This is a genomic window from Pseudomonas sp. Sample_23 (assembly GCF_004307595.1).
GTDB classification, from domain to species: domain Bacteria; phylum Pseudomonadota; class Gammaproteobacteria; order Pseudomonadales; family Pseudomonadaceae; genus Aquipseudomonas; species Aquipseudomonas atacamensis.
Genome location: NZ_RCNX01000083.1, coordinates 363045 through 376743 on the forward strand (window position 1 = coordinate 363045; position 13699 = coordinate 376743).

Below are 13699 nucleotides of genomic sequence, written 5' to 3' on the forward strand. Positions count from 1 at the left end.
CTTAATTGGACGTCTTGGCCATCTGCCGATCCGACGCCCGCCAGATCAGGCGTGTGGTGTCGTAACCCTGCTGACGCGCCTTGCTCAGCAATTCTTCGCGCACTACGCCGTTGACGGTCGGTGTGCGTGACAGCAGCCACAAGTACTTGCGACTCGGATCGCCGACGATGGCGGTCTTGTAGTCGTCGCTGACGTACAACACCCAGTACTCGCCCTTTGCCACACCCGGCACCAGGCGCGAGAACCAGTTATCGAATTCGACCCAGAGCTTGTCGGTCTTGCCCGGCACTTGTGGATAAGCCGTGCCCTTGGCTTCTTCCCATTGCCATTCCGGGGTCAGGCAACGGTTGAGCACGCCGACATTACCGTCAGGCTTGAGGGTGTAATGGGCTTCGGATTGCGCGCAGTGGCGCTGGAAGTACATCGGCAAGCGTGCCAGTTCATACCAGGTGCCCTGATAACGCTTGAGATTGACGCTGTTGACGGTCTTGGGCGCCAACGGGTCGACGCCGGAAGTGGCGCAGCCAGCCAGTACCAGGCCAGCAAAAAGGATCAGCAATAACCGCTTCATTTTTTTCTCCGTGGGCGCGAAGCCCCGGTTTACTTCAGGCCTTGGCCGGAAAACATCAGCACTTTGTCACCGGCGTATTGCACGCTGATAAAGCTGTTCTTGTCGCCCCAGGTACAGCTGGACATACCGAGCGCGCCCGAGCAATCAGTGGGCTTGCCGAGAAGGGTTTCCACTTCGGACTTGGCCATGCCGGCCGAGAGCTTGGAGTAGTTTTCCTGATTGACCTTGCTGCATGCGGCCAACAGCACGCAAAACGACAGCAGGGCGATAGATCGCAGCGACATGGTGAAACTCCTGGAACGAGGGGGGATGGCATGGTGCCAACCAGAAGCTTAGAAGAGAAAAGTGTCATCTGGTTCCGTGACCGAACGCCTATTTATCAGGCCGCCCGTCCGGCTTTTGCCGGTAAATCAAAAACTTTGTGAAGCCGTCGAGCATTTCGTCGACTTTCCCTGCAAACGCCTAATCTTTGGCGCGGCGCGGTCGAAAATAAGAGCAGCGCAACGCTGCCGAATATGGCAAATTGCCGCCCTTTCCTGACCAGCCCCCTCGCGGTAGTTCATTCGATGACCAGAAACATGAAATTCAGCCACAAGATTCTGCTGGCTGCTGCCCTTGTGGTGGCCGTTGCGTTCGCCTGTTTCATCTTCTTCAACGACTATCGCCAGCGTCAGGCCTTGAGCAGCAGTACCGAAGCGACCATGCAGGAGCTGGGCAGCCTGACCACCAGCAACATCCAGACGTGGCTGGAAAGCCGCATTCAATTGCTGCAATCGCTGTCGCAGCAAGTCGCCGTCGATGGCAATGCGCCCGCCAGCCTCAAGCGCATCATTGACCTGCCCGCCTACACCGGCAATTTCCAGCTCAGCTATTTCGGTGGCGCTGACGGTGTGATGTTCTCGGTGCCGGCCGGCAACCGTGCGCCGGACTACGATCCACGGGCGCGCGGCTGGTACAAAGCGGCCAACAGCGCGCAGCAGACCATCGTCACCGAACCGTACATTGCCGCTTCGTCGGGCAAGCTGGTGATCACCGTCGCCACGCCGGTGCAGCGTCAGGGCCAGATGCTCGGCGTGGCCGGGGCCGACATTGACCTGACCAGCGTCAGCGCGATCATCAACTCGCTGAACTTCGGCGGCCACGGTCATGCATTCATCGTCAGCGCCGAAGGCAAGATCCTGATTCACCCGGACAGCAAGCTGGTGCTCAAGACCCTCGCCGAGGCCTATCCGAACGGCGCGCCTCAAGTCAGTCCGGGCTTGAAAGAAGTCGAGTTCGACGGCAAGACCCAGTTGATTTCCTTCACTCGCGTCAACGGCGTGCCATCGGCTGACTGGTACGTGGCACTGGTGCTCGACAAAGACACCGCGTTCTCGATGCTCAGCGAATTCCGCACCTCGGCGCTGATCGCCATGGTCATCGCCGTGCTGATCATCATCGGCCTGCTTGGCATGCTGATTCGCGTGCTGATGCAGCCACTGCTGACCATGGGCCGCGCGATGCATGACATCGCTGAAGGCGAAGGCGATCTGACCAAGCGTCTGGTGATTCACGGCAACGATGAATTCGGCGCGCTGGGCACTTCGTTCAACCGCTTCGTCGAACGCATTCATACGTCGATCCGCGAAGTGTCCTCGGCCACCGGCCAGGTCAACGAAGTCGCCCTGCGTGTGGTCGCTGCCTCGAACTCGTCGATGTACAACTCAGACCAGCAGGCCAGCCGCACCAACAGCGTCGCCGCCGCGATCAATCAGCTAGGCGCCGCCGCTCAGGAAATCGCCCAGAACGCCGCCCTCGCCTCGCAGCATTCCAGCGATGCGCGCAGCCTCGCGGTCGACGGCCAGCAGGTGGTGGATAAAACCATCCACGCCATGCAACAGCTGTCGGCAAAGATCAGCGATTCCTGCGGCAACATCGAAACGCTTAACAGCAACACGGTGAACATCGGTCAGATTCTCGAAGTGATCACCAGCATCTCCCAGCAGACCAACCTGCTCGCGCTCAACGCCGCCATCGAAGCCGCGCGCGCCGGTGAAGCCGGACGCGGTTTCGCCGTGGTCGCCGACGAGGTGCGCAACCTCGCGCACCGCACCCAGGATTCGGCGCAGCAAGTACAGAAGATGATCGAAGAGTTGCAGGTCGGCGCACGTCAGGCAGTAACCATCATGACCGAGAGCCAGCGCGAGAGCGAAAGCAGCGTCGGCATCGCCAACCAGGCCGGCGAGCGTCTGGGCAGCGTGACCCAGCGCATCGGCGAAATCGACGGCATGAACCAGTCGGTGGCCACCGCGACCGAAGAACAGACAGCCGTGGTCGAGTCGATCAACGTTGATATCAACGAGATCAACACGCTGAATCAGGAAGGCGTGGAGAACTTGCAGGCGACATTGCGAGCCTGTTCGGACCTTGAGCAGCAGGCGGCGCGGTTGAAGCATCTGGTCGGCAGCTTCAGGATCTAAGCTGCAGCCTCAGGCCTCTTCGCGAGCAGGCTCGCTCCCCCAGGTATCTCCGGTGGTTACACAATTTGAGTGCGCCACCAGATCCTGTGGGAGCGAGCCTGCTCGCGAAAGCGGCCTGCATCACGCAGAATGTCTTCAATATAAACATCGGGAATTTGCCAGATGAACAAGAAACACAACGGGGTTCATCCAGATCAAATCACATTATTGGCAATCCTTGCGCTGGGTAGCGAGGAAATCGATCGAGGAAACTATACAAACGCTGAAGACGTATTTCTTGAGCTAGATGAACTGGATCCAGCCCAGCAAACTAGAACCGTGATCCAGGTTTGGAAAGAAATACCAACTCTTCAGCCGTAGACTCCCGCCCCAACACCGCATTGCGATGCGGAAACCGGCCAAATCGGGCAATCACTTTCTGATGCCGCTCGGCATAGTCCAGGTTATCGGCAAACACCGCCCGCTCCGACTCTGGCTGTTCAGCCACCAATTCAATAAATCTGGAAACCGCCTCGTTCTGCACTGCGAGATTTTCGCAGTGTTCGAACACCAGATAAATGAACACACGCTGAATCGGTTTCAACTGCCGATCGAAATCCGCTGCAATGCCTTGGGCGACGAGCTTCTGTGCGCGCAGATCACCGGAAAACGCTTTGGGGGTGTCGCGATAGATCATGCGTGGCAGTTGATCGAGCAACAGCACCACCGCCAGCCAGCCTTCGGGACATTGCGTCCACTCGGTCAATTCGCCGGCCAGGGCCTGATCGACAAAGACCCCGAAACGCGTCTGCGCTTCGAGGTCTTGGCTGTTTCGCTTGCCGAACCACAACTTGCCCTTTTCGGCCGCCACTTCGCTGGCTGATTCGGCGTGTCCGAACCACCAGTCGAGCAACGGCTGCCAGGGCGCGTGCATGGTTTATTCCTTGTGGTAAGCCGTGGCGCGGGCGACTTCTTCTTTCGAACCGAGGAACACTGCAACGCGCTGGTGCAGGCCTTCCGGCTGGATGTCGAGAATACGCTGGTGACCGTCAGTGGACGCGCCGCCGGCTTGTTCGACGAGGAACGACATCGGGTTGGCTTCGTACATCAGGCGCAGCTTGCCCGGTTTCGACGGCTCGCGGCTGTCGCGCGGGTACATGAACAGACCGCCACGGGTCAGGATGCGGTGGACGTCGGCAACCATCGCCGCGACCCAACGCATGTTGTAGTTCTTCTTCAACGGGCCTTCTTCACCAGCCAGCAGCTCGCCGACATAGCGCTGCACCGGGGCTTCCCAGTGACGCTGGTTGGACATGTTGATGGCGAATTCCTGGGTGGTTTCCGGGATGGTGATGTCTTCGTGAGTCAGGACGAAGCTGCCCATTTCGCGATCGAGGGTGAAGCCTTTGACGCCGTCGCCCAGGGTCAGCACCAGCATGGTCTGCGGGCCGTAGATGGCGTAACCGGCGGCCACTTGCTGAGTGCCTGGCTGCAGGAAGGCTTTTTCGTTCAGCGGCTCGTTCTGGCTCAGGTACTCGTTCGGGCAACGCAGTACCGAGAAGATCGTGCCGACCGGGGCATTGATGTCGATGTTCGACGAGCCGTCCAGTGGGTCGAAGACCAGCAGGTATGCGCCTTTCGGGTATTTGCCCGGGATCTGGTAGGCGTTGTCCATTTCTTCGGACGCCATGCCGGCCAGGTGACCGCCCCATTCGTTGGCTTCGAGGAGGATCTCGTTAGAGATCACGTCGAGCTTCTTCTGCACTTCGCCTTGCACGTTCTCGGTGCCCATGCTGCCCAGAACACCACCCAGGGCGCCTTTGGACACGGCGTGGCTGATCTCCTTGCAGGCACGCGCCACCACTTCGATCAAAAAGCGCAGATCGGCAGGAGTGTTGTTGCTGCGGGTCTGCTCAATCAAATAGCGACTCAAGGTAACGCGGGACATGGACGGCTCCGGTGGAATGGGGGGCGGAAAACCCGCGCAGTTTACAGGGAGTCTGAAAACCTAGCGAGCGAAGACGCCGGCTAACGTGCGCCTGGGTGTATTTGCCTGTATGAGACGTGATTGTTGGTGGAGAGTTCAGGTGTCGGATTGAGCGTAGTTCGGTTCGGCATGAGCGATTGAAGATTTTCAGTGTCTGCCCGGGCGCTTTCGCGAGCAGGCTCGCTCCCACAGGGCAATGCATTCCATTGTGGGAGCGAGCCCGCTCGCGAATGGCGCAAAGCGCCGCCATGCTTAGGTATTGGCTGGCGGTTTGCGCAACAGGCTGAACGCCATCGCCCCGAGAAACACCACACTGAGCAGCAACACCGCCCACAAGCCGAACTTCTTCCAATTGGTCCCGGCCACCGCAGCCGTCGTCGCCGTTGAGGTTTGCGTGGCCACTGCTTCGTCCTGCACCGTCGCCTTGCCCAGGCTCGCCAGCTTCTCTGGCTTGAAATCCGGAATCAACGTTGCCAGCGGCAGGTTCGCGGTTTTCACCGTGGCATTGCCCAAGGCCAGGCTGTAAGGCCCTTCGCCCCGGGCGAGGAAAATCACCTGCGTGGCGCGCACCGCATATTTCAGGTCCGGCGCCTGCTCACCCAAACCGCCGCCGCGCTCATCCACGGTCAGCTTGAGTTGCTGCACGGTCCGCCCGGACAGCGGGATTTCGTTCTGCACCACGTCCTGATTGTTCTGGCTCAGGCGATACAGCAAACCACTGCTCAGTGGCTGCCATGGCAAGTTGCTCTCGCGCCGGCCGGCCAACGTCACCGGCGCCAGACTGTTCGGCTGTTTCAGCTCAATCTGCACCCGCTCGACATTCAGCCCCATCGGCAACTGCCAAGTGTATTCCCCAGGTTTGGTGCTGCTGCCGGCTACGCTGGGCGACCACACCAGGGGCAGCGGCAGGTTGCGCGGGTCGCTGCTTTTCAATTGCGCCGACGTCAGGACGGGCGCCGAGCCCGGCGACTCCCACAGCAGGCGCACATAGCGCGCGGTCTGCCCCGGCAGGGTCACTTCGTGCTGTTCGATGCGCTCATCGGAAAAGGTCAGCCGTGCCACCTGGCCCTCGCCCCATGACTGCCAGTGCTGCAGATCGTCACTGGCCTCGATGCTGAAACGCTGGAAACCGTCGCGCTCGCTGGTCCAGTCGAGGATCAACTGCTGCAACGGTGCCTTGATCGCACTGGCATCGAGCAACCAGCCGCGCAGCACTTCTTCGCCCGCCTCCAGTTGCGAGGACGGTTGCACTTCGACCAAGGTGCCGTTGGTGGTCGACTGCACGCGCACATTCGGCGCGCGCTCGCTGGCGTCGGCGGCGTTGTAAAGCGGGAACCACTTGACCTCATGCAGCTTGCCGTCGTCGCGGGTCTGCGCCGATTCGCGAGCCAAGGCGTAGGCCTGAGCTTCGCCGGCGGCGTTGAACACACGCAGGTCGCTGAGATCGGTCTGGCGCGCCTGCAATTGCGCGCTCAGCGGCAGATCGAGGCGATACCACGGGCCATTGCCGCTCACCGTCAACGGCACTTGCGTGGCGAAGTCCGCCGGTTTTTCCTGAGCGCCAGCGACCATCACCACGCCCAGCGCCAACCACCCCAGATTCAGCATGCGACTCAAGATGCAACTCCTTCGGTATCCGGCGCGGGTTTGTCCGCCGCCGGTTCGGCCTCGACGCGTTTGGGTGGCAGCGGCGCGAAGTAGCCCACCACCAGCAGCAATACGCCGACACCGATAAACGAGACGATCCGGGCGAGGCCGCCACGGTTGCTCAGTTCGACAAAAATCAGTTTGGCCACCACCAGCGCAATCAGCGCCGCGCCGATCAGCCACACTTCGCGGCGATGGCGCAGATGGCCGCCGATCATCAGCCCCAGCGCCATCAACGTCCAGACGATCGACAGGCCGGCCTGCACCAGCATCGACGCGAGCAGTTGATCAAGCTCGAACGGGATGCCAGCCCAGTGATGCGCCGCGCGGGTGACCAGCGCGGTGCAGAAGGCGAACAGCGAAACCCCGGCGATCAGTTGCGTGGCGTGGTCGGCAAGATCCTGACGGATCGACAACTGCGCAACGGCGCTGCGCGACCAGACATAAACGCCGAACAGCGCAAACAGCAGCCCCAGCTCCAATGGGTTGAGCAGCGGCACGTAAGGCAACGGTTCGGCATTGCCATCGCTGACGCCATTGGCCAGCCAGAACCACGCCAGCATCAGCACCGCCAGCGGTGCCGCCGCATACAAGCGGTACTCACGAGCAAATGCGGCCACCGGCCACGGCCACGTTCGGGGTACAGCCATCAGCAACAGATAGAGGCTCGGCAGAATCGCCCAGCCCAGCCAGCGCCACGCGTTGTACTGCTCGGACAACAACAGCAGGCCGTAACGCAACTCCAGCGCCAGCACGCCAATCAGCAGCCAGCAACCGAGCACATGGGCCACGCTCAATGCGCGCGCCGGCAACATCGACGCCAAGCGGCGCAGGCTGAAGAAGTGCACCACGAACAGCGCCGGCCACGCCAGCCAGCCGAAGTCGGCGGCCGGGTGGTAGCGCGAATGCCAAGCGCCGAGCAAAACCAGCGCCGCCGCAGGAATCAGTAAGGTGCAGAGCAACCCCAGCGCCGGCCATTTCAAGCGCAGTGACAACAGCGTCCACAGCGCCACACTGATCGCAGCGACCAGCAGCAACAATGTGCCTTGCAGGTTCGGCGAGGCGAAACGCAGGATTTCGCTGACCCACGCCAGCGTCCACCAACCGGCGCCCCAGACCAGCAGCACTTGCGACAAGCGCTGCAAACTCAACGCATCAAAAGCCGTGGCATGGTTACCCAATTGCAAGCGCCACGCTCCGATCAGCGCGGCCAGCCCCAGCACCAGCGGTGTCCAGAAGCCGCCATGGGCCAATGGTTTCAATCCTTCGCTAGACAATGGCCCGAGCCATTCAGGCCCGGCGAGCAGAAACGCCGCGCCGCCGACCACCTGCAACAGCAGCCCGAAAACGAAACTCAGACGCTGTTGCAGATACAGGCTCAGCCAGATGATCAGCAAACCGCTGGCCGCCCACACTGCACTCGCGGTTTGCCACGGCAGCACGAACAGCACCGCCAGATTGATCAGCACCAAGCCGGCCAGCAGCACCACCGACAAGCCGCGCAGCAGGCGCACATCGCCGCGCACCATCTCGGCCCGCGCCGCCAGCAGCATGCCGCCAATCAAGGCCAGACCGATCAAGGACGCACTGAGCAAGCCGCTCCAGCCAGCGCTGAACACCGCCGCCGAATCTTCACCGGCCGTTTGCAGGCGCAACAGGAACAACGCGCCGCCCAGCAACTGCACGGCGAACGCGGTGAACAGGAATGTGCGTGATTGAATCCGCAAGCCGACAAACAACGTTGCCAAACCCGCCAAGGCCCAACTGATCGCCGTGCCCTGGATGAACAGGAACAACGGCGCCAGCAGATACAGGAACGTCAGGCCCAGACACGCCAGCAGCGGCATTCCTTGCCTTTCCCACGGCAATGTTTGCTCGGGCGTAGCCTTGCGCAGTTGGAAGAAACTGAACAGCAGCGCGGCGCCAAGCATCAGCGCGCCCAGCGGTGCGCCGTCGAGCAGGCTGCTCTCGCCGGGCTGCAACTGGCTGAGAAACGCCAGTGCCGAACCCAGTTGCAGCAGTAAGGCAAAGGCCCGGGCAAACGGTCGATGCTGACGCAACCCGAGCCAGAAAATTCCCGCGCCTTCCACGGCCCACGCCGCAGAAGTCCAGCGCGCATCGAGCCCCAGCGGAATCGCCAGGCTGGTGAAAATCACTCCCAGCGCCAGGCAGGTTTCGCCCAGGAGCATCGCGCGCCCGCCCATCAAAACTTTGGCCAGCGCCATATAGATCATGCCCAGCGCCAACGCACTGAACGCCGCCGCGAATTCGAGGTGCTGGACCAACGCAAACTGCAAACCGAAGCCAATGATCGGCGGGCCGAACAGCATGGTGCCGTCGACATAATCACCCTTGCGTGCCGACCATTGCAGCAGCGCCTCGCGATCAGCCTCCGCCGGAGCATCCTGCAGGTCGCGCAATTTGCGCCGGGCGAACAGCAGGCCGATGGCGAGGTACATGAGGAAAAACACAATCAGGAACGGCTCGGTGCTCCACAGCAATTCCGGTGTGTAGGAGCGCAGGCCCCAGGCGAATCCGATACCGAAGGTGCCGACAAAACCGATCAGGTTGAGCAGGCGCCAGGCCTTGAACCAGGCGATGGCGAGAATGCCTGCGTTGAGCAAGGCGAAATAACTGAACAGTGCGACGTGATTGCCTTCGCCTGTAGAGGTGAGAATCGGCGCGGCGAAACCGCCCAACGCTGCCGCTGCGGCCAACCCCAGCGCGTCCTGGGTAATCGCCAGAATGGCCGAGAACACCGTCACCGCGACCAGCAAACCGAGTGCAGCGGACGGATCAAGCAACGGATGCAAACGCATCGCCGCAAACACCGTCAGGTACAACACCGCGATCCCGGTGCCTTGCAGCATCAATGCATAGTTGCTGTTGCGTCGGCGCAACCACCAGCCCAGCGCAAGCAGAGCCAACGCCGCTGCCGCGACGCCGGCGTACCGCAACTCGATCGGCACCACCATGCCTTCGGTGGCGTAACGCAGTAAAAATGCCAGACCGAAAAACAGCAGCACCACACCGACGCGCAGCACCGTGTTGCCGCCGAACAGCCAATTGCGCGCAGCGCTGATGCCGCGTTCGATCAGGTTCGGGCCACGGGGTTCGGCGGGTTTTTGCGGTGGTGCAACGGGAGCCGGTTCGGCGCGCCAGACATCGGCCGGCAGCGGCTGGCTGGGTTCGCGGGCGACGGTGGAGATCGGTTCGACTTCGGGGGGCAGTTCCCAGATCAGTTCAGGGGTCGGGGCAGCCTGCTCAGCCACGTCGACGGGTGCGGCGACTGGCTCGGCTTCAGGTGGCGGCACGGGCGCATGCGAGGGCGAACCCTCCAGCACAAACAGCCGCTGAGCCACGCCTTGCAATGCTTCGCGCACTTGCTCGAGTTGACGCTGTTGCTCCGCCGCCTGCGAGCCAAGACGCGCAATGCGCAGCGCCTGGCCAATGACCAGCCCCAGCAGCGCACCCAGCAGCGCGCCACTGAACGACTCATCGAGCAGTCCACCGAGCACCAGCCCGATCAACATGAACATCCATTGCATGGTCGATATCCCTAAGCAGCCCCGGGGCGGGGCGAGTCCGGCGATGGCTTCAGTCTAGGCACAAACCGTGTGGGAGCGAGCCTGCTCGCGAAGCCGGATTGTCAGCCAACATTTCTGTTTAAGTCGACGATCGCTTCGCGAGCAGGCTCGCCCCCACAGGGTACGGCGGTGATTGATGCCTTTTAACCGGCGCTCAGTATATCGATCCGGCCCAACAAACGTTGGGCCTTGCGCAGATTTGTCGGGGAAAGTTACTCCAACGCTTTCCAGATATCCGTGGCGTACTCGCGAATCGTCCGGTCGGAAGAGAACCAGCCCATCCGCGAGGTGTTGAGCACCGCCGAACGCCACCAGTTCTGCGAGTCATGCCAGTGCGCATCGACGCGCTTCTGCGCCTCCCAGTAGGAGTCGAAGTCGGCGCAGACCAGGAAGCGGTCATAGTCGATCAACGAGTCGATCAGGCCGGTGTAACGCGAGGTATCGTCCGGCGAGAACACACCGCTGCGAATCGCTTGCAGCACATCGTTCAAACGATGGGAGGCGGCGATGTCGGGTACGGCGCTGAACTCGTGGTTCTGCTTGCGCGCTTCAACCTGTTGCGCACTGAGACCGAAGATGAACATGTGCTCGGCACCGATGCGCTCGCACATTTCCACGTTGGCACCGTCGAGGGTGCCGATGGTCAACGCGCCGTTGAGGCCGAACTTCATGTTACTGGTGCCCGACGCCTCGAAACCGGCGGTGGAAATCTGCTCGGACAAGTCCGCCGCCGGGATGATGCTCTCGGCCAGGCTGACGTTGTAGTTGGGCAGGAACACCACTTTCAGCAGGCCACGCACGGTCGGGTCGTTGTTCACTACGCGTGCGATGTCATTGGTCAGCTTGATGATCAGCTTGGCCTGGTGATAACTCGCCGCCGCTTTACCGGCGAAGATCTTCACCCGTGGCACCCAGTCGACTTCCGGTTCGGCACGAATCGCCTGGTACAACGCTACGGTGTGCATCAGGTTGAGCAACTGACGCTTGTATTCGTGAATACGTTTGACCTGCACGTCGAACATCGCCGCCGGGTTGACCGCGATCCCGAGGCGCTCGTGAATCAGATAGGCCAGCGCCTTCTTGCTGTGCAAACGCTGCTCGGCGAAGGCTTTGCGGAACGCGGTTTTCTCGGCGAACGGTTCGAGTTCGAGCAGGCGCTCTTCGGGATGATCAAGCACGTCCGGGCCGAGAGCGTCGGTCAGCATTGAGGTCAGTTCCGGGTTGGCCTGATACAACCAGCGGCGGAAGGTGATGCCGTTGGTTTTGTTGTTGATCCGCTCCGGATAGAGCTTGTGCAGTTCGGCGAATACGGTTTTGCGCATCAGCTGCGTATGCAGACCGGACACGCCGTTGACGCTGTGCGAACCGAGGAACGCGAGGTTGCCCATGCGCACCCGGCGGCCGTTGTCTTCTTCGATCAGCGACACCGCGCGCAACACGTCGAAGTCATGAATGCCCTTGGCCCGCAACGAATCGATGTGCTGTGCGTTGATCAGGTAAATGATCTGCATGTGCCGTGGCAGCATGCGTTCCATCAGCCCGACCGGCCAGGTTTCCAGCGCTTCCGGCAGCAGCGTGTGATTGGTGTACGACAGCGTGTCGACGGTGACTTGCCATGCTGCGTCCCACGCGACGTCGTAGACGTCGACCAGTTGGCGCATCAGCTCGGCCACTGCAATCGAGGGGTGAGTGTCGTTGAGCTGGATCGCCGCGTGGTCACCGAGGGTCAGCACCGAGGTGTGCATGTTGCGGTGACGGCGCAGCAGATCCTGCAGCGAAGCGGCGACGAAGAAGTATTCCTGACGAAGGCGCAGTTCTTGCCCGGCTTCGGTGCTGTCGGCCGGATAAAGGACGCGGGAGATACTTTCGGCGCGGGCCACTTCCGCCACGGCGCCCAGGTGGTCACCGGCGTTGAAGCGCTCCAGGTGCAGGTCTTCCATGGCGCGGGCACGCCACAGGCGCAGGGTGTTGACGCTCGCTCCGCGCCAGCCGACCACCGGCGTGTCATAAGCAATGGCGCGCACGGTTTCCGCCGGCGACCAGACCTGACGAGTCTTGCCGGAGGCATCGGTGACGGTTTCGACGCTGCCGCCGAAGCCGATCGGGTACGCCACTTCCGGCCGTTCGAATTCCCAAGGGTTGCCGAAATCCAGCCAGTGTTCGGTCTGCTCCTGTTGCCAGCCATCGACAATCGCCTGACGGAACAAGCCATGCTCATAACGAATGCCATAGCCATGGCCGGCGATGCCAAGGGTCGACATGCTTTCCATGAAGCACGCCGCGAGACGACCGAGGCCGCCATTGCCCAGCGCTGCATCGGGCTCCAGCAGGCGGATGCGCTCCAGATCGACGCCCAGTTCGGTCAGCGCTTCACGGGCGACGTCGAGCAGGCCGAGGTTGCTCAGGCTGTCGTAGAGCAAACGGCCGATGAGAAATTCCAGCGAGAGGTAATAAACCCGCTTCTGGCCTTTGCGATAGATCTGTCGGGTGTGGTCCATCCAGTGTTCGACCATGTGATCACGCGCAGCCAGGGCGATGGCTTCGAACCAGTCATGGTCGAAGGCGTGATCGGGGTCTTTGCCCACGGCGTAGGTGAGTTTGGTCAGGACGGCGTCGCGGAATGCGGCCACCTCTGCTTCGCGAACTAGTGGTTCTTGAGTCATCAACAGGACCTCGAGCGAGCGGGAATTTTCTGAGCCTAGACGGTCTGACCGGCGGTAACGGCTCTGGTTCGGCAGTATTTGCGCGGACTGTGCGCCAGTGCGACATAACCCTGGCGGATGAGCCAATGAATGCAGGGGCCGTGCCGTCCTGTCGGGCAAAATGCGGCCGCTGTGAAAATATCCGGCGAAAGGTTGTTCAAAATTCCACCGCTCCCGGTATGATCGCGCGCCCTGATGCATACACGCCTGGTAACTCCCGATGATGAAGCCCAACCTGATCGCCGCCGCCGAGATTGATCGTCTCGATACGTGGGCCAAATATTCGGCGCCGATGTGCGGCTCGTGCATGTCCAGCTGCTGCACGTTGCCGGTCGAAGTGAAGATCAAGGATCTGGTGCGCATCGGTGTGGTCGACGAGTTCGAACTGGGCGATCCGCCAAAGAACATCGCCAAGCGTCTGCAAAAGGAAGGTCTGGTTGAGCGCTTCAATCAGAAGTCGGGAATCTTCACCCTCCAGCGCATGAGCAATAACGACTGCTATTACCTGGATCGTAAAACCCGCCTGTGCACCATTTATGACAAGCGCCCGGACACCTGCCGCAACCACCCGAAGATCGGCCCGCGGCCGGGGTATTGCGCTTATAAGCCGAAAGAAGTCGAGCGGGTGCAGAATTTCCGGGCCATCGACAAATTTTGATCGCGCCTGATCGTTCCCACGCTCTGCGTGGGAATGCAGCCCGGGACGCTCCGCGTCACTCCTGAAGCCGAACGCGGAGCGTCCGTTGAGGCATTCCCACGCAGAGCGT

9 protein-coding genes are annotated in these 13699 nt (G+C 61.4%); 2 read left to right on the top strand and 7 right to left on the bottom strand.

Annotated elements, in window-relative coordinates:
• Window position 1 precedes the first annotated feature (1 nt).
• Entirely contained in the window at window positions 2–571 is a 570-nt protein-coding gene (locus tag D8U82_RS21610) for a lipocalin family protein (protein ID WP_016772094.1), read from the bottom strand.
• 29 nt (window positions 572–600) lie between these two features.
• Window positions 601–855 (bottom strand): hypothetical protein, encoded by a 255-nt coding sequence (locus D8U82_RS21615; protein ID WP_016772095.1) that lies wholly within the window; start codon window positions 853–855, stop codon window positions 601–603.
• 282 nt (window positions 856–1137) lie between these two features.
• Here D8U82_RS21615 and D8U82_RS21620 point away from each other — a divergent pair, with 282 nt between their 5' ends.
• The gene (locus D8U82_RS21620) at window positions 1138–3030 is read left to right on the top strand and encodes a methyl-accepting chemotaxis protein (RefSeq protein WP_197047952.1); all 1893 of its coding nucleotides are present in this window, start codon (window positions 1138–1140) and stop codon (window positions 3028–3030) included.
• 310 nt (window positions 3031–3340) lie between these two features.
• Here the strand turns inward: D8U82_RS21620 and D8U82_RS21630 are convergent, their stop codons facing one another.
• The 5 genes from D8U82_RS21630 to D8U82_RS21650 form a co-directional block, all read right to left on the bottom strand.
• On the bottom strand, window positions 3341–3943 hold the full coding sequence (locus tag D8U82_RS21630) for a DUF924 family protein (protein ID WP_130887636.1): 603 nt from the start codon (window positions 3941–3943) through the stop codon (window positions 3341–3343).
• A gap of 3 nt (window positions 3944–3946) precedes the next feature.
• On the bottom strand, window positions 3947–4957 hold the full coding sequence (locus D8U82_RS21635) for a class 1 fructose-bisphosphatase (RefSeq protein ID WP_016772098.1): 1011 nt from the start codon (window positions 4955–4957) through the stop codon (window positions 3947–3949).
• A gap of 291 nt (window positions 4958–5248) precedes the next feature.
• The gene (locus D8U82_RS21640) at window positions 5249–6613 is read right to left on the bottom strand and encodes a DUF3999 domain-containing protein (RefSeq protein ID WP_130902930.1); all 1365 of its coding nucleotides are present in this window, start codon (window positions 6611–6613) and stop codon (window positions 5249–5251) included.
• On the bottom strand, window positions 6610–10191 hold the full coding sequence (locus tag D8U82_RS21645) for a DUF2339 domain-containing protein (protein WP_125925782.1): 3582 nt from the start codon (window positions 10189–10191) through the stop codon (window positions 6610–6612). The genes D8U82_RS21640 and D8U82_RS21645 overlap by 4 nt, the downstream gene beginning before the upstream one ends.
• A gap of 251 nt (window positions 10192–10442) precedes the next feature.
• Complete coding sequence (locus tag D8U82_RS21650; RefSeq protein ID WP_130902931.1) at window positions 10443–12893, bottom strand: glycogen/starch/alpha-glucan phosphorylase; 2451 nt, start codon at window positions 12891–12893, stop codon at window positions 10443–10445.
• 259 nt (window positions 12894–13152) lie between these two features.
• Here D8U82_RS21650 and D8U82_RS21655 point away from each other — a divergent pair, with 259 nt between their 5' ends.
• On the top strand, window positions 13153–13590 hold the full coding sequence (locus D8U82_RS21655) for a YkgJ family cysteine cluster protein (RefSeq protein WP_016772101.1): 438 nt from the start codon (window positions 13153–13155) through the stop codon (window positions 13588–13590).
• The last annotated feature ends 109 nt before the right edge of the window (window positions 13591–13699 follow it).